The 26,303-nt window shown below is 52.7% G+C and carries 26 protein-coding genes and 1 tRNA gene; 20 read left to right on the top strand and 7 right to left on the bottom strand.

The window, feature by feature from the left end; all coding sequences use genetic code 11:
- The first annotated feature begins 29 nt into the window (after window positions 1-29).
- The 6 genes from CVU69_12815 to CVU69_12790 all read left to right on the top strand — a co-directional run bounded on the left by CVU69_12815 (window position 30) and on the right by CVU69_12790 (window position 5,487).
- Window positions 30-422 carry a 50S ribosomal protein L17 gene (locus tag CVU69_12815; GenBank protein ID PKN11368.1) on the top strand — a complete coding sequence of 131 codons (393 nt, stop codon included), beginning with the start codon at window positions 30-32 and terminating at the stop codon, window positions 420-422.
- An 85-nt stretch (window positions 423-507) separates the two neighbouring features.
- Window positions 508-1,683 carry a hypothetical protein gene (locus CVU69_12810; GenBank protein PKN11401.1) on the top strand — a complete coding sequence of 392 codons (1,176 nt, stop codon included), beginning with the start codon at window positions 508-510 and terminating at the stop codon, window positions 1,681-1,683.
- Window positions 1,684-1,798: 115 nt separating this feature from the next.
- Window positions 1,799-2,023, top strand: a complete 225-nt coding sequence (locus CVU69_12805) for a hypothetical protein (protein PKN11367.1) — start codon at window positions 1,799-1,801, stop codon at window positions 2,021-2,023.
- A gap of 124 nt (window positions 2,024-2,147) precedes the next feature.
- Entirely contained in the window at window positions 2,148-2,462 is a 315-nt protein-coding gene (locus CVU69_12800) for an ATP-dependent Clp protease adaptor ClpS (protein PKN11366.1), read from the top strand.
- 69 nt (window positions 2,463-2,531) lie between these two features.
- Complete coding sequence (gene clpA, locus CVU69_12795; GenBank protein PKN11365.1) at window positions 2,532-4,784, top strand: ATP-dependent Clp protease ATP-binding subunit ClpA; 2,253 nt, start codon at window positions 2,532-2,534, stop codon at window positions 4,782-4,784.
- 4 nt (window positions 4,785-4,788) lie between these two features.
- The gene (locus tag CVU69_12790; GenBank protein PKN11364.1) at window positions 4,789-5,487 is read left to right on the top strand and encodes a leucyl/phenylalanyl-tRNA--protein transferase; all 699 of its coding nucleotides are present in this window, start codon (window positions 4,789-4,791) and stop codon (window positions 5,485-5,487) included.
- Between the two features lie 11 nt (window positions 5,488-5,498).
- Here CVU69_12790 and CVU69_12785 read toward each other — a convergent pair whose 3' ends face one another.
- On the bottom strand, window positions 5,499-6,203 hold the full coding sequence (locus CVU69_12785) for a hypothetical protein (GenBank protein PKN11363.1): 705 nt from the start codon (window positions 6,201-6,203) through the stop codon (window positions 5,499-5,501).
- 183 nt (window positions 6,204-6,386) lie between these two features.
- Between CVU69_12785 and CVU69_12780 the strand changes: the two genes are divergently transcribed.
- Together CVU69_12780 and rpsU are read left to right on the top strand one after the other, a co-directional pair.
- Window positions 6,387-7,520, top strand: a complete 1,134-nt coding sequence (locus tag CVU69_12780; GenBank protein ID PKN11362.1) for a hypothetical protein — start codon at window positions 6,387-6,389, stop codon at window positions 7,518-7,520.
- 115 nt (window positions 7,521-7,635) lie between these two features.
- Window positions 7,636-7,830, top strand: coding sequence for a 30S ribosomal protein S21 (rpsU, locus tag CVU69_12775; protein PKN11400.1), 195 nt, complete (start codon window positions 7,636-7,638; stop codon window positions 7,828-7,830).
- A gap of 76 nt (window positions 7,831-7,906) precedes the next feature.
- Here the strand turns inward: rpsU and CVU69_12770 are convergent, their stop codons facing one another.
- Together CVU69_12770 and CVU69_12765 are read right to left on the bottom strand one after the other, a co-directional pair.
- Complete coding sequence (locus tag CVU69_12770) at window positions 7,907-8,422, bottom strand: thiol peroxidase (GenBank protein PKN11399.1); 516 nt, start codon at window positions 8,420-8,422, stop codon at window positions 7,907-7,909.
- Window positions 8,423-8,561: 139 nt separating this feature from the next.
- Window positions 8,562-8,837: a cytochrome C gene (locus tag CVU69_12765; GenBank protein ID PKN11361.1), complete on the bottom strand. Its 276-nt coding sequence runs from the start codon at window positions 8,835-8,837 to the stop codon at window positions 8,562-8,564.
- A 254-nt stretch (window positions 8,838-9,091) separates the two neighbouring features.
- On the opposite strand from CVU69_12765, the gene CVU69_12760 reads away from it, so the two are divergent.
- Window positions 9,092-10,069 (top strand): hypothetical protein, encoded by a 978-nt coding sequence (locus CVU69_12760; protein ID PKN11360.1) that lies wholly within the window; start codon window positions 9,092-9,094, stop codon window positions 10,067-10,069.
- An 87-nt stretch (window positions 10,070-10,156) separates the two neighbouring features.
- Here CVU69_12760 and CVU69_12755 read toward each other — a convergent pair whose 3' ends face one another.
- Both CVU69_12755 and CVU69_12750 read right to left on the bottom strand, forming a co-directional pair.
- Window positions 10,157-13,147 carry an amino acid dehydrogenase gene (locus CVU69_12755; protein ID PKN11359.1) on the bottom strand — a complete coding sequence of 997 codons (2,991 nt, stop codon included), beginning with the start codon at window positions 13,145-13,147 and terminating at the stop codon, window positions 10,157-10,159.
- 157 nt (window positions 13,148-13,304) lie between these two features.
- Complete coding sequence (locus CVU69_12750) at window positions 13,305-14,045, bottom strand: hypothetical protein (GenBank protein ID PKN11358.1); 741 nt, start codon at window positions 14,043-14,045, stop codon at window positions 13,305-13,307.
- Window positions 14,046-14,439: 394 nt separating this feature from the next.
- Here CVU69_12750 and CVU69_12745 point away from each other — a divergent pair.
- Window positions 14,440-14,516 (top strand) — tRNA-Met (locus CVU69_12745).
- 160 nt (window positions 14,517-14,676) lie between these two features.
- Here CVU69_12745 and CVU69_12740 read toward each other — a convergent pair.
- Window positions 14,677-15,213, bottom strand: coding sequence for a peptidoglycan-associated lipoprotein (locus tag CVU69_12740; protein ID PKN11357.1), 537 nt, complete (start codon window positions 15,211-15,213; stop codon window positions 14,677-14,679).
- Between the two features lie 86 nt (window positions 15,214-15,299).
- Window positions 15,300-15,686: a hypothetical protein gene (locus CVU69_12735; protein PKN11356.1), complete on the bottom strand. Its 387-nt coding sequence runs from the start codon at window positions 15,684-15,686 to the stop codon at window positions 15,300-15,302.
- A 283-nt stretch (window positions 15,687-15,969) separates the two neighbouring features.
- Between CVU69_12735 and smc the strand changes: the two genes are divergently transcribed.
- The 10 genes from smc to CVU69_12685 all read left to right on the top strand — a co-directional run bounded on the left by smc (window position 15,970) and on the right by CVU69_12685 (window position 26,123).
- On the top strand, window positions 15,970-19,497 hold the full coding sequence (gene smc, locus CVU69_12730) for a chromosome segregation protein SMC (GenBank protein PKN11355.1): 3,528 nt from the start codon (window positions 15,970-15,972) through the stop codon (window positions 19,495-19,497).
- Window positions 19,498-19,516: 19 nt separating this feature from the next.
- Window positions 19,517-19,873 carry a GTPase-activating protein gene (locus tag CVU69_12725; GenBank protein ID PKN11354.1) on the top strand — a complete coding sequence of 119 codons (357 nt, stop codon included), beginning with the start codon at window positions 19,517-19,519 and terminating at the stop codon, window positions 19,871-19,873.
- Window positions 19,874-19,886: 13 nt separating this feature from the next.
- Window positions 19,887-20,093: a hypothetical protein gene (locus tag CVU69_12720; protein ID PKN11353.1), complete on the top strand. Its 207-nt coding sequence runs from the start codon at window positions 19,887-19,889 to the stop codon at window positions 20,091-20,093.
- Window positions 20,094-20,098: 5 nt separating this feature from the next.
- The gene (locus tag CVU69_12715) at window positions 20,099-21,022 is read left to right on the top strand and encodes a signal recognition particle-docking protein FtsY (protein ID PKN11352.1); all 924 of its coding nucleotides are present in this window, start codon (window positions 20,099-20,101) and stop codon (window positions 21,020-21,022) included.
- A gap of 63 nt (window positions 21,023-21,085) precedes the next feature.
- The gene (locus CVU69_12710) at window positions 21,086-21,277 is read left to right on the top strand and encodes a cell division protein ZapB (protein ID PKN11351.1); all 192 of its coding nucleotides are present in this window, start codon (window positions 21,086-21,088) and stop codon (window positions 21,275-21,277) included.
- Window positions 21,268-21,573 (top strand): hypothetical protein, encoded by a 306-nt coding sequence (locus CVU69_12705; protein PKN11350.1) that lies wholly within the window; start codon window positions 21,268-21,270, stop codon window positions 21,571-21,573. Before CVU69_12710 ends, CVU69_12705 begins: the two co-directional genes overlap by 10 nt.
- 315 nt (window positions 21,574-21,888) lie before the next feature.
- Window positions 21,889-22,470, top strand: coding sequence for a 5-formyltetrahydrofolate cyclo-ligase (locus CVU69_12700; protein PKN11349.1), 582 nt, complete (start codon window positions 21,889-21,891; stop codon window positions 22,468-22,470).
- 22 nt (window positions 22,471-22,492) lie between these two features.
- On the top strand, window positions 22,493-24,061 hold the full coding sequence (rny, locus tag CVU69_12695; GenBank protein ID PKN11348.1) for a ribonuclease Y: 1,569 nt from the start codon (window positions 22,493-22,495) through the stop codon (window positions 24,059-24,061).
- A 9-nt stretch (window positions 24,062-24,070) separates the two neighbouring features.
- Window positions 24,071-24,853 (top strand): TIGR00282 family metallophosphoesterase, encoded by a 783-nt coding sequence (locus CVU69_12690; GenBank protein PKN11347.1) that lies wholly within the window; start codon window positions 24,071-24,073, stop codon window positions 24,851-24,853.
- A 43-nt stretch (window positions 24,854-24,896) separates the two neighbouring features.
- A complete protein-coding gene (locus tag CVU69_12685) occupies window positions 24,897-26,123 on the top strand; it encodes a tyrosine--tRNA ligase (protein ID PKN11346.1) in 1,227 nt (408 codons plus the stop codon).
- Window positions 26,124-26,303 lie beyond the last annotated feature (180 nt).

The raw sequence follows: 26,303 nt of genomic DNA, 5'->3' as shown, positions 1-26,303 counted from the left end.
CTTGTACATTAGAAAGGATCTCTACTCCCATGCGTCATAATAAATCCGGTAAGCGGCTTGGCCGTAATACCCCTCACCGTAATGCAATGCTTCGTAACATGGTTACGTCGTTGTTGGATCATGAAAAAATTACTACTACAGACGCTCGCGCTAAAGAGTTGCGCAAAGTTGTTGACCGGATGATTACCTTGGGAAAACGTGGTGATCTTCATGCCCGTCGTCAGGTTCTTAACGTGATTCGCGACCAAAAGGTTGTTGCAAAACTTTTTGAACAGATTGGTCCACGGTACAAGGATCGTCCTGGCGGTTACACACGCATTATTAAAGTCGGATCACGCCTTGGTGATAATGCTCCTCAGTCGATCATTGCGCTGGTAGAAGAGGAAATGACTTCTCAGGTAAGTCCTATCGCAGAAGCATAATTTTCAATGTGATGAAAACAGTAAGGCCATGAGCAAGATTATTCTTGTTCATGGCCTTTTCATTATCCCCTCTTGTGAGTTTGCCATGGTTCATCCCACAGATCAACTCTTCCAGTCGCGCCTTGCGAGGGTACTTTTAGAGCGCATTACAGTGGAAGGTCCCCTCCCTTTTTCAGATTTCATGAGGGAATGTCTCTATCACCCTGAATACGGCTATTACATGACTTCCCGTAAACGTATAGGTCGCGATGGAGATTTCTATACTTCTAGTAGTGTTCACGCACTCTTTGGACAATTGATTGCCAAACAATTGCACCAAATGTGGGAGATTCTTGGTTGTCCCACTGAGTTTGTTGTTGCTGAACAGGGAGCAGGGACAGGGCACCTCTGTCTTGATATCCTCAACGCGGTTGAAGCAGATTTTCTTGATTTCTACAACCTGTTAAACTACAGAATTGTGGAGATCAGTTCTGAAAATCGTCTCTGTCAATCGCAGTTGTTAACGAAACATCTAAGTCGTGTAAGTTGGTGTCAGCAAGATGATCTTGTTGGTATGATTGGTTGTTATCTTTCCAACGAACTGGTTGACGCCTTCCCTGTGCATCTCGTGGAAATGCGTAATGGCAAGCTTCTTGAGGTTTGCGTTGCCGTTGAAGACGAAACTTTAATCGAAGTTTTGCAGGATCCGTCTACCGAGGACCTCGTCAACTATTTTGAATGGGTGGGTGAGGCTCTTGCGGAAGGTAATCGCGGTGAAATCAATCTTGCTGCACCATTATGGATACGCAATGTTGCCGGGATTCTACAGCGCGGATTTGTTCTAACGATCGATTATGGCTATTTGGCCAGTGAATTGTATGCCCCCTGGCGCACAAACGGAACACTGATGTGCTACTACCAGCACACAAGCAATGAAAACCCCTACATTCGTATCGGAGAGCAGGATCTTACCGCACACGTCGATTTTTCTGCCTTGATCAAGGCGGGCGAAGAGTCTGGTTTGGCGCCACTCTTTTATGGTGATCAATGTAGGTTTTTACTTGGACTTGGATTTGTCGATGCTCTGCTACAAGCACAGGCGCAAGAGAAAGAGCCGCATCGCGCGCAAGCTCTTCGTTTGACTTTAAAAAATCTTATCATGCCGGATGGTGGTATGGGGGAGGTTTTCAAGGTATTAGTTCAAGGGAAAGATGTTGGGCCACAGAATCTTCTCTGTGCCCGGTCCTTGCGTGACCAGCCTCTGCCCGTTCATGGTTATTAATATTTTTTCGGAAAAAATTATGTCGAATTGAAATTTTAAGTCGATCATAAAAAAAATCGAAGTATAATGCAAAGAACTCACTCATACGGAGTGATTCTGAAAACGGAGGTATACGATGCGTGAAGCAGTAGAAAAAGCCCTTAATCTGGTCCGTCCCGCCCTTCAGGCAGACGGTGGTAATGTGGAATTAGTTGATGTGGCGGCAGATGGCGTTGTCAGCGTCAAACTGACCGGTGCTTGCGGTTCCTGCCCCATGTCGACCATGACGCTTAAGATGGGAGTAGAACGTGTTCTGAAAGAGCAGGTTCCCGGGGTAACAAGTGTTGTGCAAGTACGTTAACCAGTAATTGTTCAATTGAAGTTCATTGCCATGTCAAGAGAGCTGTCCCTGTGGCAGCTCTCTTGTTTTTTGGGGATACTTGGTCCAACTTACAAGAATGTGATAAATTGTAATATGAGGTAAAATGACAAAGACGATCGCAACCCCGCTAATTGGAAATGCGACCCTAAAAAAACTCCGAAAAGAAAAGCCGAAGTTGTTTAAGGTTTTTATGCATAACGACGATTATACGTCGATGGATTTTGTTGTTGATGTTTTGCAGTCGATTTTTCATAAAGAGAGTGTTGAAGCAATATCTTTGATGCTACGGATTCACCATTGCGGCCAAACTTTGTGCGGTCTATACCCCTTTGAAATTGCTGAGACAAAAGTTGAAAAGGTCCATAAGCTGGCGCGAGAGGCTGGATTTCCACTTCGCTGTACTCTCGAACCCGAGTAATAATGGTCAGAAAATGGTGGAGATTGGCCGGTAACTTCAATTTCTAAAGCCAATGTTTTCGAGGTAAAAATGTTCAATGCTGATGTTCAAATTACTTTTTCTCTGGCTGTCCGCGAGGCACAGCGCCGTCGGCATGAGTTTCTCTCCACGGAGCACGTCCTTTATGCTCTTCTTTTTGAAGATCGTGGTTTGGAGATTTTGCGCTCTTGCGGTGGTGATCCGGACATCCTTAAACAGTTGCTGGAAGAGTACTTTTCCAGCCATATCGAGACCCTCCCTGTCGCTACGGATGGTGTCCCGGAGCAGACCGTTGCCTTGCAGCGGGTTTTGCAGCGAACTGTACTCCATATGCAGTCCTCCGGACGCAAGGAAGTGGGCGTCGGCGATATTCTTGCTGCCATCCTTGATGAACGCGATTGCTATGCAGCCCATTTTCTTGAGGAGCAAGGGATATCCCGTGTCGATGTTCTCAACTACATCAGCCATGGTGTTTCGCGAGCGGCTCAACACGAATCATCGGAAAATACCGGGCAGCCGTCAGTAGAAGAACGCCCGACAGAGACGAAAGAAGGCAAGAGGAAGGCCAAAGATCCTCTCGCGGGTTTTGTTGTTGACCTTGTTGCTCGTGCACGCACTGGCAAGATTGATCCAATCATCGGTCGAGAAAGTGAATTACGCCGCACCATCCAGACCCTTTGCCGTCGCCGAAAAAATAATCCTTTACTGGTCGGGGATCCCGGCGTTGGCAAGACCGCACTTGCTGAGGGATTGGCACTGCGAATTGTTCAGGGCGATATCCCGCAATTGCTGGCGGATGCCGAAATTTTCAGTCTTGATATGGGGGCGCTCCTGGCTGGAACCAAGTTCCGTGGCGATTTTGAAGAGCGGCTCAAGGCGGTCATTGTTGCCATCAGTAAACGCCCCAATGCGATTCTATTTATCGACGAGATCCATACGGTCATCGGTGCGGGTGCTACTTCTGGCGGGACCCTGGACGCCGCTAATATCCTTAAGCCCGTCCTTGCTTCCGGTGAAATCCGCTGTATCGGTTCAACCACTTTTGAAGAGTACAAAAACTCTTTTGACAAAGATCGCGCCCTTTCCCGCCGTTTTCAGAAGATCGATATTCTTGAGCCCTCCATTGAAGAGTCAATTGCTATTCTCAAGGGGCTAAGCAGCCGCTATGCCGCCTTTCACGGTGTCCTTTACTCAGAAGAGGCCATCGTTGCCGCGGTAGAACTTTCAGCCCGGCATATCAATTTTCGTTTTCTGCCGGATAAAGCCATTGATGTCCTGGATGAAGCCGGTGCCGCCTTCCGTACGCAACCGCGCTCTCGCAAGCTGATTAACATCAAGGATATTGAAGCGGTTGTTGCCGCGATTGCGCGCATACCCCTGCGCAGCGTCACGACAGAGGATCGCCGTCGACTCAAGACTTTGGCCAGAGACATCAAGCGCACCATCTTTGGTCAGGATGCGGCGGTGAACACCCTCTGCCGGAGTGTTTTACGAGCACGAGCTGGCCTCGGTCATCCTGATCGTCCGCAAGGTGCGTTTCTTCTCACCGGGCCAACCGGCGTCGGCAAGACTGAAGTTGCAAGACAATTGGCGGAAAATCTCGGCGTCGATTTTGTCCGTTTCGACATGAGTGAATATATGGAGAAGCATTCAGTCTCCCGCTTGATCGGTGCCCCTCCGGGATACGTCGGCTTTGACCAAGGGGGGCTGTTGACCGATACGGTCGTGCGCAATCCTTATGCAGTCATCCTTCTTGATGAAATAGAGAAGGCTCATCCTGACGTTTTCAATATTCTGTTGCAGGTGATGGATCACGGCAGTCTCACAGACAACAATGGGCGTAAAGCAGATTTTCGCCATGTTATTCTGATCATGACCAGCAACGCTGGAGCGCGGGAGATGAGTGCCGCACCGATCGGTTTTGGCAATTTATTGTCTTCGGGACCGAAGCAGGAGGTCGAACGCCTCTTCTCACCGGAATTCCGCAATCGCTTAACTGCAATCATCTCTTTTGATCGCTTGACCGAAGGGGTGATGTTGAAGGTGGTTGATAAATTTCTTGCGGAGCTGCAGTCCCGCTTGACCGAGCGGAATGTCCGCCTGAATGTGAATTTAGCAGCCCGTAAGATTTTAGCCCGGCGCGGTTACGATCCGGCATTTGGAGCGCGCCCCCTGGCCCGTTTAATCGAGGTAGAAATCGGTGATCCATTGTCTGCTGCTATTCTCTTTGGTCCGTTGGCACAAAAGGGCGGGCAGGTGAATGTTGCGGGACATGATGAACGGCTCACCTTGAGTTTTAACTGATCCCGTGCCGGTCTTTCGTCTCGGCACTGAAATTCTTTTTCCGCCGCCGCGACTGGCCGAAGAAAATGGTCTTCTGGCGATCGGTGGCGATCTCTCGCCGCAACGACTCATTCTTGCTTATTCTCAAGGTATTTTCCCTTGGTATAATGCCGGCGAACCGATCCTTTGGTGGTCGCCGATGCCCCGTTGTGTCCTCCTTCCCGGCGAGTTTTACCTCTCCCGCTCTCTGCGTCAATCTTTGCGAACCGGACAATATCGCATCAGCGTCGATCAGTCCTTTGCCGCGGTTATTCGCGCTTGTGCCACGAGTGGCAAGCGCCGGATGTCGGGGACCTGGATTACTACAGAGATGGTCGCCGCCTACGAAGAACTTTTTACCCTCGGTTTTTGTCACTCTGTGGAAGTTTGGGCAGGGCAGGAATTGGTTGGTGGACTTTACGGGGTGAGTCTCGGGCGTTCTTTTTTTGGAGAATCGATGTTTCATATCCGCACCGATGCCTCTAAGATAGCTCTATATTTCCTGTGCCAAACGCTTTTTAATAGTAATTTTGTCATGATCGATATGCAGTTACCGACCCCCCATCTCCTCTCCCTTGGCGGAAGGATCCTCGAGCGTGAGGATTTTGAGTCACTACTCAAGGATGCTTTTGAATTGAGCAACAGCCTGAGCAGTCCATTTCCTGATCAGGTGCTTGGAATGTAACAAGCTGGGGTTTAGGAGGAAAGGATGCGTTTTATCTGTGCTTCTAAGGTGTTGCGATCGGAGTCGGTCATGCCGATAAAGTGCATTCCACAAGGAATTTTTCCTTCTTTATCGCGAACGGGCCCCGTCCAGACTGTTTCGCAAAGGAGACACAGGGGTTTCGTCCTGGGGGTTAGCTGGACGAGAACGAGAAAAAGATCGGCGCGCTCAACCGGGGGCTTGATTGCCAGACGAAAACCGGTGGTACTCAGGTTTAATTGGCTTAAAGTGAAGGGGGGCAAGTCCTTCAGGTCGATCCGGTTGATGATTTCGATATTCTTCAGCCAATGTTCACGCAAGGAACGGAGCGCCCCTTGTCCACGGGTAAAGCGAACTCCACACTCGATGTCGATGCGGGGTTGGGTCCGTCTTTGAAACGCTTTGAGTTCTCCAACCCCTTTGACGCGAATCATGTCACTGCCACGCACGTAGTCAATGAAATCAACAGCCATTTTTACACCGACGCCCATTGATTCGGTCATGAGTTCCATTCTCATCCCTGGAGTCAATGGGAATTCTTCATCTTTGTGGTTTTTATAGGGAAAGACGAGCTCAAAATAATCTGGACCCTGGTTGGTAAAGGTTAGGGTGAGGATTTCCGTCGATTCGATCAGGGGATTGATGAGGCGGAGCTGGACTTTTTGCTCCGGTTGAAAATATTTGTTGTATCGTTGCATAGGGAGAGAATTTCTTCTTCGGAGGGTCTAAATAAGTCTTAAGCTTCTTCAGCTGTCAATATCTTCGGGCTCATTATCATCTCTTGAAAAGAATGGTGATATGCTAGCAGAATGTAAAGATACGGGCAAAAGGATTTTATAATGCCGCGTTATTCCATTGCGTGCTGTAATTTTTGAGGTAACATGAAGAAAAAAGAATCAGATTTTTTTGTTATTACCGCGCCTGGCCTGGAAGAAGTCTGTAGCGCTGAGGCCGTTGCCTTAGGCTTAAAGGGTGTCAGTCTGTCCCTCGGAGGGGTGGCGTTCAGTGGCGGGCTCCGCGAGCTTTATGCCGCGAACCTGCATCTGCGTACCGCTACTCGGATTCTGGTTCGTCTTGGCAATTTCAGGGCGACCGATTTCCCCGAACTTTTTCACAAAGCCTTACGTCTCCCTTGGGGGAGTTTTTTACGCCCGGATACGCTGATCGAGGTTCGTGCAACCGCCCACCGGTCGCGGCTTATTCACACCGGCCGGATTGTCGAGACAGTAAGTGCGGTCATCGCTCGTGCTCTTGGCGGTAGCTCGCCACGCGATGGCAGTGCCGGTTTCAAGCAGTTGATTCTGATCCGTTTCGAAGATGACAGTTGTACAATCTCCTTTGACAGTTCGGGAGAACTTCTCCATAAACGTGGCTACCGTTCTGCCTCCGGGCCGGCACCATTACGCGAAACTTTGGCCGCCGCCTCCTTGCTCCTTTTGGGCTGGGACGGCTCGATTCCTTTATGTGATCCCATGTGTGGTTCCGGAACCATCGCCGTGGAAGGGGGGTTGATAGCCACGCATAGAGCCCCGGGCCGCCATCGCCCCTTTGCTTTTATGCACTGGCCAGGATATCGTCCTGGGCTTTGGCAGGCGCTGACTGCTGATGCCGATCGTAATATCATTGCCCCGGCAGCACCAATTTTTGCATCCGATAGTGATTATTGCGTCTTGTCCGTTGCTGCGCAGAACGTACAACAGGCCGGGATCGCTGAGATGATCGATCTCTGCCTTTCCGAACTTCAGTCTTTACCGGTGCGTTCCGGGCCAGGACTGGTTTTGTGTAATCCTCCTTATGGCATCCGCTTGGAGCAGGGAGAAGATCTCCACGCGCTTTACCGGAGCCTGGGAGATGGATTTAAGTGCGCCTTTCCAGGTTGGACGATTGCTTTTATCTCTCCGGACGAACATCTTGCTGCGGCGACCGGCCTGGAAGTCCATCCCCGTGCGCGCCTGGTGAATGGCGGTCTTGCAGTTGTCCTTTACACAGCAACTCTTCCTCCGGTTTCAAAGTGATCTCATTGTATCGTCGAAGAATTTACGTCTTGCTTTTTTGTGGTATATAGGATAGTTTTCCGTTCGCTCTCATTCGATGAGGGTTGCAAATCGCAGGGAAGTGAGGTGATTGTTCTTGGAAATCCAAGTTATTGATAATAACGTTGAGAAAGCCATTCGTGTGCTCAAGCGTAAGCTTCAGCAGGAAGGGCTCTTTCGTGAAATGAAACAGCGTAAATTTTACGAAAAACCGAGCGTTAAACGCAAGCGCAAGGAGAAGGAAGCACAGCGTCGTCTTCGCAAGAAACAACGCTTGATGCGTCCAGAATAATAAGAATCTACCTGTAAACGCAAAAAGGGACTGACCATCAAGGTCAGTCCCTTTTTGCGTTTATTTCGTCTTGTTCTCAGGCGAGCTTGATTGCAGCAGCGAGTGCGGCGTCGTAATCAGGTTCAGCGGTTACCTCTTTGACAATCTCCCGATATGCCACCTTCCCGTCTTTGTCGATGACATAAACAGCTCGGGCCAAGAGCTTAAGTTCCTTGAGTAGGAGCCCGTAGTTCAGGCCAAAGGAGCGATCCTGATAATCCGAAACAGTCTTGATTTTGTCGACGCCGGCATTACCGCACCAACGTTTCTGAGCAAAGGGGAGGTCGACACTGACAGTAAGGATGACAACGCTCTCTGGCAGCTGTGCTGCCTTTTCGTTGAACTTTCGGGTCATGGTATCGCAGACCGGGGTGTCGATTGAAGGGACAACCGTGATGAGTTGTACTCTGCCGAGATTGCTTGCCAGTGTCACCGCTTGCAAGGCGTTGTCAACGACACGGAATTCCGGGGCCGGGTCGCCAATCTTGATATCAGGTCCTAGCAGGGTCGCGGGGTTTCCTTTAAAGGTAACAATGTTAGAGCGCTCTTCAATCATGATGCCTCCAGAGATATTGCTAAGTTAATTTGTCATCATTCTAGCTCCATGGAAGAGAATGTCAAGTTCATAAGATGAAAAAGGAGACCCCGCATTGACAGGGTCTCCTTTTTTTCTCAGATTAGTCTGGAAACAGTTATCCTTTTTTGTGGCAATCGCCACATTTGGTCGGGCCTTGGGCGCTCTTGGTATGGCAATCTTTGCAAAGGGCATGACCTTTTTCTTTATCGAGTTCAATTTTCCCCGGTTTGGCGGCGCCGTGGCAGATCGTGCAATCTTTCAGATTGTCTGAATGAGCTTTGTGGTTGAAGGTGACATCGCCATTTTTTGCTTTGAGCACGACGGTGTCGGCGGCAAGGGTGGCGCTGCTGGCGAAGACAACGAGCATGGCGGCAATAACAAGGTTTTTCATGGTGTTTCTCCTGTCTGTTGATGAAGTTTTGGCGGAATGTCCGCCGTTGGTAAAAATATAGCAGAAAGTTGGGATTTTGCATCAGACATCAGCAGAAATATCAACTGATGTCGATCGACATTTATGTCCTTTCAGATAGTTATATCTCACTATGTCTGGTTATTATCATTCTGAATGTCGATATAAAGCGAATTGATTGCACTCTTTAAGTGGTTTTGCTAGACTTCTACAAGTGAAGATCGGAGACTTTGTTTATGCGTAACTTCCCCCCGACAGTCTGCCTCGATGGTGTTGCTGTTCGCCGGATTCGCGAAGAGCAGCGTCTGACCCAGCTTTATGTTGCAAAAGTCGTCGGGGTCACCACCGATACGATTTCGCGCTGGGAGAATAATCGTTATCCGACGGTCCGACGGGAAAATCTTTTCAAACTTGCCGAAGCACTGGAGTCTCCGGCGCATCTTCTGGTTAAAGACGATGTCTGTGCACTGGAGAGCATAGAGGAGGGCGATAATCTCGCCTCGGTGGTATCTGCTGTGCCGGAAAGAACCATTCCAAGCCTGCATGCCCTGCTTTTCCCCGGAATTGTAGCACTCCTCCTCGTTGCCGGTTTGCTTTTCTATCTTTGGTTACGACCTCCGACATCAAACCTTCACGATGATTCCCCCGATATCGCCATTTCTAGAACCCTCCCCCGGTATGCCGCTCCGGGGATGGTCATCCCGGTGCGCCTACATCTGAATGTCGACGATGCCACAAAGCGCTATATCATTCGAGAGCACTTTCCTCCTGGTTGGGAAGTTATCGAGACCTCACCGCCGGCTTCAAGTATCGACAATCAAGACGGCATCGCTCGCTGGATTGTCAAACAAGGGGAGAAAAGCTCGTTGATCGTTTACCTGGTTCGTGTAGATGCTCGTTCCCCGATGGGAATGATTGCCCGTTTTCGTGGTGAGATCATCACAAATATCGACGAAAAGAACCAGGCGATTGCTTCCGTCGGCGAGACAGAGATGACGGTCGGCCCTTACAATTGGTCTGATCTTGACGGTGACAATACTATTGATGACGCCGAGATGCTGGAAGCGTCACTGGCCTTTGAGGAATTGGAAGGGGTTCATCTCGAATGGCAAGAGTTGGAGAGCATCTGGGATGCCGGACATTACCGTTTCGACCCGGTCAAGCGGCGCTTTGTCGCGGAAAAGAGTGCTCGCAAAGAGTTGCCAGTGCAGTAAGCAGCGGTAGCAAGCAGGAGTTAAAAACGGTCAGGTCGGCGATGCGCGTCCCCGACCGTTTTTTGTTCAGCAACTTCCCTGTGCATGTTAACCGTGGGCAAATTTCCGGGTCAGATGCGTGCGAATCATGTCCGCAAAGTCTGTCTCGCTCTCCCCCTGATAAACCAGCGATGAACCGATTTCCGCGGCAAGGATGGCGAAGCGGTACTTTTCGGGGAGGCGGATAATTCGCTGACGCAATCTGGGATCGTTGCGGATCAGCGCCGGGAGGTGCGCCAGGATTGTCCGACGATAAAGAGTCTGCTTGCATAGCTCCGGTCGGCTCTGAAAGAAGCGAAAGAGGCGGGCATAGTTGGCATTGATCTCGGTGCTCAGGGCGTCAGAGATCTCTGTACACAACAGGGTCGACTCGGTGCGGCGTCGACGGAGAATCAGTTCCGCTTCGTCTTGGGCGCGTTTTTCCAGGATGGCAAGGACGTCGCTGACATACGTCTCCTTATGCTCGAGAAACTCTTCGTTGGAGAGAAGGAGATTGGCTATGACTTCGTAGGAGGAGGAAATCACCCCGCATTTATTGGCCGAGGCGTCCCGCATGATGAGGATGCCGCGCCGTTGCAGCTGCACCCGCGCTTCCGGGGTCAGGAAGGAGTTGGCCCCCTCGACAATAACCTGGGCAGAGGGAGTGCCGTCGGCCAGGAAAAACTTTTCACAGTTCTCCTTGTCGATCGTTTCCGGGCGGCCGCCCGCGGGAATGAAGAGGTCGGCGGCAACGGTAAAGACCAGATCAGTATAGGTCCGGGCGAATTGGTCGATGGGGATCCACTCTTCGACGAGGCCGGCGCTGGTCATCACCATTTTGCAATAAAGGTTTTGTAAACCGTCGCGGCGAATTCCGGAGCGGAGGAGGAGGAAGCCGCCAGGGTGGAGGCGTTGCGGGTCGAAGGCGTCGAGATCGTGTTGCAGGATGATGCGCTTCAGCTCCGCATGGTTGGCGCCGCTGGGGTCGAAGAGGGCGGCCGTGCCATCAAGGATGAGGCGGATGGCGACCCGCGGTGAGCGTTCAAGAAGAAGGCGCAGGGCATTGCCGGCCACGTCGCCATTCGGGCCGCCGGTGATTTTGAGGGCATAAGGGTCGCGGTCGATATCGATGCCGACTTCGCGCATGGCGATTTCGGCAAACTTCACCACTCCTGTCGAGGTGACGCCATACTCCTTGTGGTTGATGCCGATCTTTTTGCTCGACATGATGCCGATGCCGAGGATGTAGCCGCGGCGGCGGGAAAGGTCGGCGATGGCCTCAATCATTTCGTCGTGCATGTTTTCGTCCGGGCCGAGCTCGATCGCTTCCTCCTGGCGATAATAGTCGACAACCGCCGGGTGTTTGGCGACCCCCTGTTCGGTGACGAAGATATCGAGAAAGGCGTTGGTGATGCCGTACTGCAATTTGTAGAGGCGCCAAGTCTCCATGACCCGTTCTCTGGCGGTGAGATCGGCTGCGTTGAGGAGGGTGACAAGCTTCGAGCCCCCTTCGTAGATATCCTTGTTCTTGAGATGCTGGGTGTGCGCCAGGACGAAATTTTCGCGAAAGAGGGTCTCGGCGTTGGCAACATAGTCGTCTTTGCTGCGGGCGATCACCGTTCTCCAGCCGCCCCGGGCGATGTCGGAAAAGCCGATATGGTAGCCGAAGCCGAAGCGGTTGAAGAAGAAGGTAATGCGGAAAGGAGTGGCCTTGGGCAGATCGGCAACGGCCTCGACGGGGAGTTCCAGGAGATAAGCCGGGTCGAGGCGGAAGGCGAGGGCCTGCTTTTCGAGGATAAAGAAGTTGGTTTTGAGCGTGTGGCGGATAAAGGAGAGGGCACAGTGAAAGATCGTCCGGCGGATTTCGTCAAGATGGCGGTGACCGGTATTAAACTCGGTGATCGTGGCGATCGCCGCCGTCATGAGCATTTGGTAGCCGCTGTCGCGTTCCTCGATGTCCGGTGCGAGGCGTTGGCGAAAGAGGGCCGTTAATTGCAGGGAGATCTGAGGGTGGGAGAGAAAAGCATCCCGCACCTCGGGAAGCTTGAAGTGGTCGGGGCGGCTGTGGGCGAGATTGGTGTGACAAAAAGCAATGAAAGCATTGATCAAAGTGGCGTCTTCGCCTCTTATTGTGCCGGTACGGACAAAATTGTTGTAAAGGAGACTCTTGGTGGAGAGGAGCTGGGCATTGGCCAGTTCCTGCTGCAGGCGGTTAAAGATCTCGTCACCGCGGCAGAGGAGGTTGCCGTCGCGGCGTAGGACATGGAAGGTTGCCAGAAAGTATGGGTGGATGCCGTTGCTGATCGTCAGGCAGTAAGCGCGATTGATCCCGAGATCGAGACGGTTGAAGACCTCCATGACCTGGAGGAGAAAATCGCGCTGCGGCGGATTGCCGACGGCAAAGTGCACCCGCGATTCGCTGCAATCATGATTCGGCTCCACATCGAGATACAGACCGTTGTTCCTGTTCCCCATGTGAAAGACATTCAGGACCTGGGCGATACGCAGCGGCGAGGCATTGCGCAGGTAGCCTTCGTTGTTGATCCAGAGGATGTGCAGCAGGCGGTCGAGAGCATTTAACTTGAAAGTGGGGTAGTTTTTGCGCACAGCCGTGAAGATTTTCTTCCGCAAAGGCTCCGGAATTAACACCTCTTTGGCCGCATTCACCTCTTCATTGCTTTTGCGGTCAAACTCAAAGCGCTGAATCTCAAGCGTGTGCTCCGTCCCGATCACCGGACTGGTCGAGTGGGCAAACATGGCATAAGAGATCTCTCTTTCGGGGAAGCGCTGCAACGTCTTGTAAAGAGATCCCGGACTGTTGAGGGTGGCAAGGATCAACGACTTCTCCCGGTCAGCCAGGACGATGTGACGATTGAAGCGCAGGGTGTCGAGTTCCCGTTCAAGCAGGGCCAAGGCTTCCGGTTCATCTGCAATGGCGGTGAAAAAATACGGATTCATCTCTGCCCGCAACCAGCGGCGGTTTGTTGTCCGGTTGATATGGATCGTTTTCGCGGGAGTCGTGGGACGCTCGGTTTTTTCCTCAATACCATGGGGGGGCATGCGGTCCTCCGGGGAACAGAAATTTTCCGACGTTTGTCGAACGGATTATTTATAGCACAGGAAGGTCTGTAAGAAAATGAGGTCGGAGCAGGGGTGTTGAGGCTGAGGTGAAACCTCCCCTCAACACCCCGTCGAGGGGAGGTTTAAAGTGGGGGGTTTAATGGGATTCGACGTAAGCCTCTTCGTCAAACTCTTCGCTCTCCGTCGGCACCAGGAGATCAAGAAGGGCGAGAAGACTGCCGTTGAAGGAGCGCAGTCGGCCTCCAAGGAGCTGTCGCCAGCGGCGTCCAGTCGGCGGCGTGTCGATAAGGAGAAGGGGGAGTTGTAGGTCAGCGACAAGGGCCAGGCCCGATTTTCCCGGCTGCTGCGGCCGGTTGGTGATCTGGTCGAGCCAGGTGCACAGGGCGGGGATTTCCGTGAGCTCCGGCATTGCGGCAGGCTTGGCCGGTTCTGCGCTGAAGAGTTCCCTGAGCAACGGCGCCGCGCTCCCGTTCCGTAATGTTGCAAGCAGACCTTTGCGCCCGGCAACGCGGTGCAAATTTTTCGCCAAGGTCGGCGGGATGACCAAGCTTGATGCGACGATGCGCTCAGGGTGCTTCTCCAGCAGGTTGAGGAGGACACATCCGCCCCGTCCGATGCCTAAGATCACCGCCCGGCCGATACCGAGGTAGTTGAGGAGGGTTACGGCATCGCCGGTGAGGTCGTCAACCGTGGACTCCCTGTCACGGGTAAGGCCGCGCAGGTTGGTGAGGATGATCCGGAAGCCGGCTTTGATCAGGGCGACAAAGCGAGGATCGGAGATTGCGCAGTTGTTTTCGTTGTCATGGATGAAGACAATGGCAGGGCCTGCGCCGCTTTGTTCAAAGTTGAGAGTAATGTTGTGCCGGATAGTTTTCATCGATTTCCCCTTAATGGTCTGGTTTTGTTTGGAGTAAAGCAAAAGATATACCAAGGTTTTATAATTTTATTCCCCGTTTTGTTTTCCATGAAAACAGGTAGTTGCCTGTAATCGGCAAATTTTATTCACAGTTGATAGGGTGGAGTTTTTGCAGATTTGCAAAACAGTGGCATATAATGATACTAGCGTTGTATATGTTTATCCTCACGGCTAAGGCAAACTGCCTGATATAAGTTGTTTTCTCAGTGTATTTACGGTTTGCATTCCTGCGAAGAATCGGGAGATGCTTGACGACAGATTTCCGCGGTCGATTGCCGGGGATGACGAAAAAACGGGTTCTGCGAAAATAACAGTTGACTCAAAAACACTCATCGACTATAGTCTCAGAACTTGACGCGGGGTGGAGCAGTCCGGTAGCTCGTCGGGCTCATAACCCGAAGGTCGCAGGTTCAAATCCTGCCCCCGCAACCAAAAGAATTCAGGGACTTGCATTATGCAGGTCCCTTTTTCGTTTTGTGTCTTACTCATACTCAGTGGGAACAAACGTTATGATAGGGGAGCAAAAAATAAGCGCCGACCTTTCGGTCGGCGCTTATTTTTTGCGTTGTTCATTCGTAACACATCAATGCAACTACATGATCTCCACCCGACGGTTCAGTGTCCGTGAGTCTTCATCAAAACCGCTGGCCGCGGGCTTCTCTTCCCCGTAGCTGACCACTTCCAGTCTGTCTGCTTCGACCCCGAGAGTCGACAAGTAGTTTTTGACCGAAAGGGCCCGCTTTTCGCCTAATGCGATATTGTACATTTCAGAGCCGCGATCATCGCAATGCCCGGCGACGATGGCTTTGAGGGCGGGATTTTGCAGGAAAACCTGCGAAGTATTGACCAGTGATGCTCTGCTGGTATCACTGAGCAGAAATGAATCATAGTTAAAATAGACAGGTTCAATGGCGATACCGATCTCGGCGAGAGATTTTCTGCCACGGTCTGTGATCTCGGCGCCTTCAATTACTGCAGTTGATGCTTTTGGCTGACTGATCGATTCTTCGGCAATGATCGCACTTTCTTTAACCGGAGTAGCGGCAATGGCTTTCGGGGCGGTTTTGCATGTACAACCGGCAAGTGAAAAACAGAGAAGTGTGGCAGCAATAAAAAGAGCTTTATTCATGGTGTGAACCTCGGTGAGTTGGTTGTCCAGGATCTTATATGCACAGTCTTGCGAGCGTCCCGGAAATAGTAGAGAAAAGCTTCTATTCAACTAAAGAAGACAGGATCTTCATCAGGAGGCACAACGATATCGAGATAGACATCGGGGGGCATGGTGAACTTTTGTGAGGGAAATTGCGGGTCAAGTGCCGGAGCCAGAACGAAAACAACCTCAATCTGCTCCGGACTGACGACATCCGATAAAAGCCTTTTGACTTTAAAGAGGTAAGGTGTTTTTTCCGGTGAGTCTTCATCGGCGCAAACAGCCGCAATTTGAGAAATATGTTCCTGAATGGGGCCCGCAAACATTTCGTGCGTATAACTGCCAAGCCTGGTGGCAAGGAGTACGACGATTAGTAGAAAGGCTAAGCCTTTACAGTAGGGCGTTATCATTTGTAGTAATGTAGCGTTTTGCATTGTGACAGTTTTATCCATTTTCCCGGCGAGATATCATCGATTTTAGCAAGGATCTTTTTTCCCTTTGAACAGGAAATTATTCACACTATTTATCGTAAATATCGTTAAAAAGTCAATACTGATATTGCTCTTGTCCCCCTCGGCAATGGGCTCTCCTGCTTGATCCCATCAGGGATGTTTTTTAAGTATGCTTTTCGCAGCACAGTGATAACTTCTTTACACCTTTGCCGCGGATTGTTAACATGCGCGGCTTGCAACGCCTCAGCCTTGCAATGAATTTATAGTCTTCCGAGTCGGGCCCATGCGTATTAAGCGAATCGAAATCGTTGGTTTTAAATCTTTTGTCGACAAGTCCATCCTCGATCTGGAGGGAGGGATTACCGCAGTGGTCGGTCCCAATGGCTGTGGTAAGAGTAATATTATCGACGCTATCCGCTGGGCGATGGGGGAGCAGAGTGCCAAAAATTTGCGCGGGCAGGGGATGGAAGATGTCATCTTCGGCGGTTGCGAAAGTCGCAAACCCTTGGGGATGGCGGAGGTTTCGCTGATCTTTGCCAACGAAGAAGGGCGCGGGCCGGTCGCCTTTCGTGATTATGCCGAAATCATGGTCACCCGCCGTCTGTTTCGTAGCGGCGAGAGTGACTACCTGATCAATAAAACCCCCTGTCGGCTCCTTGATATCAGCGAACTCTTCATGGATACCGGCGTCGGCGCCCGTGCTTATTCAATCGTCGAGCAGGGGAAGATCGGCATGATCCTCAGCGCCAAAGCCGAGGATCGCCGTTATCTCATCGAAGAAGCGGCCGGGGTCACCAAGTTCAAGTCGCGTAAAAAAACGGCGCTGCGCAAGATCGAGGCGACGCGGCAGAATCTGTTGCGCATCAGCGATATTGTCAGTGAAGTCCGGCGCCAGCTCGGCGCCCTCAAGCGTCAGGCGCAAAAGGCCGAACGCTTTCGCGAATATCGTGAAGAGCTCAAGGCGATAGAGCTCTATTTTGCCCGGCAGCGCTATGATGCCCTGCGCGCTGAAGAGGCCGCGAACAGTAGTGCAGCGGTGGAGCAGACTCACCTCCTGGAAGGATGTCTTGCCGAGTTGACCGCTAGTGAAGCGCAGATGGAGGAGTTCCGCCTGGTGCAGGTCGCGGCGGAGCGGGAGGTGGCAGCCGGGCAGGAACGCCTGTATCATCTCTCCGCTGAAATCCAGAAGAGTGAAGATCGTCATGCCCTGGCTGGTCGCGAGATCGAGAGCCAACAGTTGCAAGTCGAGCGCCTTCGTCTTGAAAGTGTGGAGGTTGCAGAGCGCCTCGTTGAATGTGACCGTGAAGAGGTGCAGCAGCAGGGAGGAAGTGAATCGCTCAGTCAGGAACTCCTCATTGTGCAGGGGAAGCTCGATCAGGGGCAGCGTGATCTCGAAGCGGCACAGAATTCAGCCCAAAGTACGGAAGCGCAGCTGGAAGCGGCGCGTACCCGCCTTTATGCTCTGCTCACCGAACTTTCCCGTTTCGGCACTGAACATGACAATGCTGAACGCCGCTTGCGTGCGCAGCAGGAGCGATTTGCCCGCAATCGTCAGGAAACGATGACGGTTCAGGAAACCCTTGCCGTAGCTCAGGAACAAAGCAGCGCCGCGCAGACGGCCCTGGTGGCCTTGCGCCAGCAGCGCATTGACTTGCAGGGGGAGAAGGCCGCCGCACTGGAGCAGGTGCGCACCTATAAAGGCAAGATCGAGAGGAACGAAGAAAGCTTGCTGCACAGCCGGGAAAGTTTCAACCAGGTCAAGTCGCGTCTCGAATCGCTACAGCGATTGGAACAGGAGCTTGAAGGCTACGGCAGCGGCATTAAAACGGTGCTGCGCGATCAGCGTCTGGCGCAAAGTTTTACAGGCATGCTCGCCGACCTCATCGATGTTCCCGGCGAGATCGAGGTGGCCCTAGAGGCCGTCCTTGGCGAGCGCCTGCAAACCCTGCTGCCTCCTGATCTGCAGACCGCCACTGCAGCCCTGGAACTGTTGCGTGAGCGCGGCGGCCGTAGCAGTTTCCTTCTTCCGACCATCCCGGCCTGCACTACTTCAGCCTTTACGGGCGGCCAGGCCCTGAGCGCAATGATTACCCCGCAAACGACGGTGCGGGAACGGATCGACCGTCTTCTCGACGGCATTTATCTTGTCGAGAGCCTCGACCCTTACCTTGCCACCAGCGATCTCCCCCTCGGCGTTATCCTCGTCACCCCGCGTGGTGAAAGCTTTAATTGGCGCGGCGAGCTTAATGGCGGCGCCAATAGCGGTTTGAGTGATGGCCTGCTCCACAAGAAGCGGGAGATTCGTGAGCTCGCTATCGCCCTGAAAGACTGCGAAGCTGCGGTGACGACCCTGGTCGCAGAGCGGGAGGAGTTGCGCACGCAGTTGCAGCAATTCGAAGTTCTGGTCAATGATCTTGCCGCTGCGCTGCACCATCTCGAGTTGAAACTGGTCAACCTTGAAAAGGATTTGACACGCTGGCAGCAGGATGTCAGTCGTTGCGATGACCGCCTCGAGGTACTCAATCTCGAAGAGGATCAGCTCCACGAAGAGCAGCAGGGGCTGGAATTGCAACTTTCTGCTGCCAGCAGCGGACGCAGCGCCAAGGAGGCGGAGCGCAGTGAGTTCGAGACTTTGGTGCGGACGCTGCAAGTTGAGGGCGATCGCCGCCGCCACGAAGTTGAAGTTGAGCGCGAGGCGTTGACGAGGATTCGCGTGGCAGCGGCCAGCCTTAAGGAACGGGTAGAGGGGAGTCGGCGCCAGGCGGAGCGACTGTTGAAACTGCGGCAGGAACTGCACGGTCGGCAGCTCTTGTTGACGGCGCGCGTTGACGAGGGCCGACTGGCCCTGGAATCTTTGCAGCAGGAACGGCAGCGCTTACAGGTGGAAATGGAACTCCTTTTGCGCCGACGCAGTGAGGAGCAGAAGCGTTTCGATACTCTCCGGGTTGCTTTCGATATGCGCACGGCCGAGATCGAGTCCCGTGAAGAGACTCTTAAAGACTTGCGTAATCAACTGCAGGGCGTCCGTGACCTGCTCAGTCGCCAGCAGTTGCGATTGCGCGAAATCGAGCTGGAGATCGAACATTTGCGCGACTCACTCATTGACCGTTTCCGTTGTGACCTTGAAGAGTTGATGGCTGTGGCCGGTGCCGCCGATTTTGACCTCGAAAAGGCGCCGCAGCGCCAGGCTTTTCTGCGGCGTGCAATCGAAGAGATCGGCGTAGTCAATCTCATGGCCATCGACGAATATCGGGAACTGGATGAGCGCTATCAGTTTCTCAGCCGGCAGCAGGAAGATCTCAAACAGTCGCTGGAAGGGTTGCAGACCGCCATTAACAAAATCAATCGCACCACGCGCAAGCGTTTTCGCGAAACTTTCGACCTCGTCAATGTCAAATTTCAGGAGATCTTCCCCCGCCTTTTTCGCGGCGGCAAGGCGGAGTTGCGTCTGACCGACGAAGAAGATCTCCTTGAAACCGGCATCGACATCATCGTTCAGCCGCCGGGGAAGAAGTTGCAAAATGTTAGTCTCCTCTCCGGGGGAGAAAAGGCGCTGACCGCCGTTGCCCTGATCTTCTCGATCTTTCTCGTCAAGCCGTCCCCCTTTTGCATTCTTGACGAAGTCGATGCTCCTCTCGACGAAGCCAATATCGGTCGTTTTAATGAAATGGTGAAAGAGATGGCCGCTATCTCGCAGTTTGTTATTATCACGCACAGTAAGAGGACGATGGAGATTGCCGATATCCTTTACGGCGTCACCATGGAAGAACCGGGTGTTTCCAAGCTCGTCTCGGTCAATCTCCAGTTGTGACAGGAGGTCAGTTGTGGCAATGAAAGAAGATTTGTCCCTGCTCATGGCCAGCGTCCCCGGCGCTCTCGGTGCGATTCTTGTCGACTGGGAAGGCGAGGCCGTCGATCATGTCGCTGGTATGGATGATTATGAACTCAAGGTCCTCGGTGCTTACAGCGGCGCCATCCTTATGAATCTCCGTGCCACCGTCGACCGTTTTGACGACGATGACCTCGAAGAGATGGTCGTTTCAACCGCGACCATGCAAATGATTGTGCGTTTCGTCACTCGCGACTACTTTCTCGTCTTTACTGCACGCAAGGAGGAAGAGACTCTGGGGCGCGCTCTTTTTGAGGTGCGGCGTTGTGCTCTGCGCCTGCGCGACGACATCCTTTGACTGCGGTGCGATGATGGCTACTCTGACCCGAATCATCGAGAAGTTTGCAGCTTTACTGGTGGCAATGGGCATCCCCGCCGCGTCGGCGACCATGTATGGTCTGATCCTTATCTATCTACTTGTCACCGGTTTAATCGCCGGGCTTTTGCTCTTTATTCTCGTGCGGCGGCATCAGTGCGAGAAAAAAAGAGTTTTTCCTTCTCCTGACTTGGAAAGTTGATCGCTATGTTTGGTCTTTTCGATAAAATCAAGAATGGTTTGGCCAAGACCCGTAATGCTGTTCTCGGGCGGATGGATGCTCTTCTGTATGGTCGGAATCAGATCGATGCGGAATTGCTGGAAGAGATCGAGGAGATCCTCATCGGTGCCGATGTCGGGATGAAGATGACAACGGAGATTATGGCCGCTTTGGAAGCGCGCCGTCGCGCCGGTGCGCTCAAGGATGCCGCCGCGGTCAAAGAGGTGATTCGCGAAACCATCCGTGTCCGCCTTCAGCAGGTCCAGGAGAATTTACAGGTCAGCACCCCGGGTGGGCCGCACGTGATTATGGTTGTCGGGGTGAACGGGGTCGGCAAAACGACGACAATCGGTAAGCTCGCCCACCGGTATTTGCAGGCCGGGCGCAAGGTGACTCTGGGTGCTGGCGATACTTTTCGTGCTGCCGCCGCTGAGCAACTGGCGATTTGGGGTGAGCGGGCCGGCGTCGACGTTATTCGTCATGCCGAAGGGGCTGACCCCGCGGCAGTGGCCTTTGATGCCGCGCGTGCCGCCGTTGCCCGGAAGCAGGATATTCTCATCTTCGATACGGCCGGGCGTTTACATACCAAGGTTCACCTCATGGAGGAACTCAAGAAGATCCGGCGGATTCTGGCGCGGGAGATCGACGGCGCCCCGCACGAAACCCTGCTCGTCCTTGATGCGGCGACCGGGCAGAATGCCCTGAATCAGGTGCGACTCTTTCGCGATGCGGTCGCTGTTGACGGGGTGATTCTGACCAAACTCGACGGCACTGCGCGCGGTGGGATTGTCATTGCCATAAGCAGCGAACTCGGTTTGCCGGTACGTTATATCGGCATAGGTGAAGGGTTGGAAGATTTGCGTCCCTTTGTTGCCGATGAGTTTGTCGAAGCGATCTTTGCCTCAGAGTGATTACTTCTTGACTCCGGGGGGGGGTTTTGCGTAATCTTCGTCTTTGTAAGTGGGAGAAGAGAGATGTTCGCCGTTGCAATTCAGCGTTTAGAATTCCGCATTGAAGAACTTGTCGATGCCTATAAGAAGCTGAAAATTGAGAATCGCTCTTTAGTTGGTGAGCGGGACGACTTGCTCCGGGAGCGACAGTTTATGCGTGAGGAACTTGATCGAATCTTGTCGCGTTTTGCCAAGATTGACGAAGAATCACCGTGAAAAAATCGATCCCTGTCACCATCTACGGGCAAAGTTTCATTTTGCGCAGTGATTCATCGGAAGATGAGGTGCGACAGGTTGCAGATTTTGTCAATCAGGCGATAGATGAGGTTGTAATGACCAATCGTGTTGCCGATTCTCTGAATGTGGCTCTCCTCGCCTTTCTCAATGTCGCACAAGCTTATTTGCAGTTGCAGTCAGCTCGGCAGGGAGACCAGCAGGAGTTGCTGGCGCGGATGAACCGTTTAGCGCAAAACATCGAAGGTGAACTGGGACAAGTTCCCGACACAAAGTAGATATGAGTCTCTGTAAGGGGATTTTTTAGATAGATCGGCATAGGAACCAGCGCATTTGCGCGTATGTAAGATCAGGCAGTGCAATATATATTTCTCAGGACAACGCAGTTGGTGCCGAATTTGCCCAGCAGGGCCGACCGGGGCACGCATTTGGAGAGTCGATCACGAGATCACTCAGTACAAGTGGATTCCTTAGCTGCGGACATTGATAAGCCGGTAAAGTTTTAACCTGGCGATATTGCCTGATCTTCGTCCCCCCGCCCCTCTATCTTTCCCCCGCAAGCAGAGACCGCCTCTTTGAAGTGGTTATCTGACATGTCCAAGAACGCCATCAGAAAAAGAATACTAAGTCGGCGCGATGCTTTGTCGCCGCTGGAGATTGTCTCTCTGAGTCAGGAGATCGCGGCTGAATTTTTGTCCAGTGCTGTTTATGCTGCAGCTTCGACACTGGCTCTATACTGTTCGATTCGTTCTGAGGTTGTAACCTCCGGCATCTTTGCCGCCGCTGTTGAAGCGGGCAAATGCGTCCTTTATCCCCGCACCGTTGGCACTACTCTGGAGTTTGTTGCTGTTGAGACTCTGGAGTCACTGGTGGCGAGTCGTTTCGGCATTTGTGAGCCGAGCTCGGGTGAGAAGTTGCCGTTGTCAAAGATTGACCTGCTCGTTCTGCCGGGGGTGGCCTTTGATAAACAAGGGATTCGTCTCGGCTATGGTCTGGGCTGCTATGACCGTGCTTTGGCCGCAGAGGGCCGACCAACTTTAGTGGGCCTGGCCTATGATTTTCAAGTCATTGCTTCTTTGCCGCATGAGAAGCATGATATTCCTGTCGATATCGTTGTGACCGAAAGAAAGATTCTGTCCATGTACCCTGCGGCGTCGTTTGGAACGCCGTATTAACAGCTTGCTGAGGAGGCACGCTTTGAAGATAGAACTCGCATATATAATACTTATTGTTGTCGGGGCGCTGGCAGTTGGCGTTGCTATCGGCTCACTGGTTTGGCGTCGATTTGCGGGTGCACATCTCGCAAATGCTGAGAGTGAGGCGAAGATGCTCCTCGAAGGGGCTCGCCAAAAAGCGGAATTATTGGTGAAAGAGGCCGATGTCACCGTCAAGGATGTTGTGCTGGAAGCCAAGGCGGAATGGGAAAAGGAATCCCGTGAACTGCGTAAAGAGATCACGGGGCAGGAAAAGCGTCTGCAACAAAAGGAGGAGAATCTCGATCGCAAGGGCGCCCTCCAGGATCAGCGTGACGAAGAGTTTGCCAAGAAGGAGAAGCAGGTTGCGCAATTCGAAGAGCAGGTGCGCAGCCGCGAAAAGGAAATCACTCAACTAGTTACCGAACAATCCCGGAAATTGGAAGAAATTGCCGGACTGAGTGCAGAGGAAGCTAAGCAGAGGCTGATTGAGTCGATGGAGAGCGAAGCCCGGCACGATGCGGCGAAAAAGATCAAGCTCATCGAAGACGAGGCGCGCGAGAGCGCCGATAAAAAAGCCAAGGAAATTCTTGCTCTGGCCATTCAGCGCTATGCCGGTGAATATGTCGCCGAGAAGACCGTCAGCGTCGTACCGCTGCCGACCGATGAAATGAAGGGGCGGATCATCGGCCGCGAAGGGCGGAACATCCGCGCTATCGAAGCAGCGACCGGTATTGACCTGATTATCGACGACACCCCGGAAGCGGTGATTATCTCCGGTTTCAATCCGGTGCGGCGTGAAGTTGCCCGTCTTTCCCTTGAACGACTCATCGCTGATGGTCGCATTCACCCGGCCCGGATTGAGGAAGTGGTACAAAAGGCGACGATCGACGTCGACAACACCATTCGTGAGGCAGGCGAACAGGCAACCTTTGACGTCGGTGTGCATGGTATCCATCCGGAGATTATCAAGACCCTCGGTCGCCTCAAGTTCCGGACCTCTTATGGGCAGAACGTTTTGCAGCACTCTCTGGAAGTAGCCTTCCTTTGTGGCATCATGGCGTCGGAGTTGGGGCTCAATGTCAAGCAGGCAAAGCGCGCCGGTTTGTTGCATGATCTCGGCAAGGCGGTCGACCATGAAATTGAAGGGTCGCATGCCGTCATTGGCGCAGATATAGCCCGCAAATACGGCGAGAGCCCGCAAATCGTCCATGCCATTGCCGCTCATCACGAAGATGAAAAGCCCGAGTCGATCCTGGCGATCCTTGTACAAGCCGGAGATGCTCTCTCCGGGGCTCGTCCTGGCGCCCGGCGTGAGATGCTGGAGACTTATGTCAAGCGCCTGGAAGAGCTTGAGCGTATCGGTACTTCCTTCCCCGGAGTGACGAGTTGCTATGCGATTCAGGCCGGCCGTGAGATTCGCATCATGGTTTCGAGTGAGCAGATCTCGGACGAGCAGTCTTTTCTCCTTGCCAAAGACGTTGCCCGCAAAATTGAAAATGAAATGACCTATCCCGGTCAGATAAAAGTCAATGTCATCCGTGAAACTCGCGCCACTGAATTTGCGAAGTAGGAGCGACGATTGAAGCTCCTCTTTATTGGTGATATTGTTGGCCGCCCAGGGCGTTATGCCCTGACTCATGCTCTTGGACGTTTGGTCGATCGCCATTGTGTTGATCTGGTCATTGCTAATGGCGAAAATGCCGCAGCTGGTTTTGGCTTGACGGCAGAGGTAGCGAGGGAGATCTTTGCGGCCGGCGTCGATGTCATCACCTCCGGGAATCATATCTGGGATAAAAAAGAGGTCTTTGGCCTTTTCGAAAAAGAGCCGAGGTTGTTGCGCCCGGCAAATTATCCTCCGGGATTGCCGGGGAAGGGGGGCGGGGTCTTCAAGACAGCGGGTGGGGTCAAGATCGGCGTGATCAATCTCGAAGGCCGCGCCTTTATGAATAATCTCGACTGCCCTTTTCGGGCGGCGGATGCCCTTATTGAGGAGCTTAGTGCGCAGACGAGGATTCTGTTTGTCGATTTTCATGCCGAGACGACGAGTGAAAAGATCTCCCTCGGCCACTACCTTGATGGCCGTGTTACGGCGATGGTCGGCACTCACACTCATGTCCAGACTGCCGACGAACGGATTCTGCCTGGTGGCACTGCTTATCTGACTGATGTCGGCATGACCGGCAGCCGCGATTCGGTCATCGGTATCCGCAAAGAGGAAGCGATCGAGCGCTTTCTGACCCAGTTACCGATCCGCTTTGAAGTTGCCAAGAAAGATCCCTGGCTCTGTGCGGCATTAGTGACCATCGATGAGGCCAGTGGCAAAGCCCAAGCGATCGAGCGCGTTCAGGTGGCTGTTGACTAGTTGAGCTTTTGCCCGCGCTATCTGCGGGGAGAAATGGACGATTATGATCAGTGTTGAAGAACAATTAGCGATCATCCGCCGTGGTGCGGTCGAAGTTCTGGTAGAGACGGAGTTGGCCGAGAAGCTGCGCGCGGCTGAGAAGACTGGGATTCCTTTGCGGATCAAGGCCGGTTTTGACCCTACCGCTCCCGACCTCCATCTTGGTCATACTGTCCTGATTCAGAAGCTCAAGCATTTTCAGAATCTCGGTCATCAGGTGCTCTTTCTGATCGGTGACTTTACCGGAATGATAGGCGATCCAACCGGCAAGAATGAAACGCGCAAGCCCATGACCCGCGAGCAGTTGTTGCAAAATGCCGAGACTTATCGTGAGCAGGTCTTTAAGATCCTTGATCCGGAGAAGACAAAAGTCGTTTTTAACAGTGAGTGGTTCGGTCCGATGTCGGCGGCCGATCTCATCGGTCTGGCCGCCCGACATACGGTGGCCCGGATGCTGGAGCGAGACGACTTTCACAAGCGTTTTGCCGGCCAGCAGCCGATTGCCATCCATGAGTTCCTGTATCCGCTGGTACAGGGCTATGATTCGGTGGCGCTGCATGCCGATGTCGAGCTCGGCGGCACGGACCAGAAGTTCAACCTCCTTGTCGGTCGCGAGCTGCAGAAGCAGATGGGGCAGCGTCCTCAGGATATTCTGACCATGCCCCTCCTAGAAGGGTTGGACGGCGTCAACAAGATGAGCAAATCGCTGAAGAACTACATCGGTATCACTGAGTCGCCGAAAGAGATCTACGGCAAACTCATGAGTATCAGTGACACCTTGATGCTCCGCTACTATGAACTCCTCTCCAATGTTGACCTCGCCGGCTTACAGCAAGTTCGTGCTGGGGTCGAAAATCAACAGGGTGGCGCTCATCCCATGGAGAGTAAGAAGGCATTGGCCCGGGAGATCGTGGCTCGTTTTCACGGATCGGCGGCAGCGTTACGTGCTGAAGAAGAGTTTGTTCAACAGTTCAAGCAGAAAGAGGTGCCCGACGATATTCCGGTCTATCATCTCGCTTCAACGGAACCGGTCTGGATCTGTACCCTCCTCAGCGCCAGTGGCACTTTGGCTTCGAATGGCGAAGGGCGGCGGTTGATTCAACAAGGTGCTGTGAAGTTAAATGGTGAAAAGGTCGGCAGTGCTGACCTTGAAATACCCCCGGTCGGCGAGTTTATTCTCCAGGCCGGGAAGCGCAAATTTGTAAAAATCGTCTTTGCTGAAAATAAATAAAATAAGTGCTTGACAGTCGGCGGGTCGATCAGTATATTCCGACTCCGTTGCAAGGCAAACCCAAAAGGGAGCGCCGAGCAGAGCTGGTCTTTGAAAACTGAATAGCAGACGCACAGAAGATTTATTGAAGTAAGTCAGCAGTGAATGAACAGAAGAAAACGTTTCAGTTATATAAAACTG

It is taken from the genome of Deltaproteobacteria bacterium HGW-Deltaproteobacteria-4, assembly GCA_002841765.1.
Taxonomy (GTDB): domain Bacteria; phylum Desulfobacterota; class Desulfuromonadia; order Desulfuromonadales; family UBA2197; genus UBA2197.
This window is presented reverse-complemented; position numbering and strand designations above follow the sequence as displayed.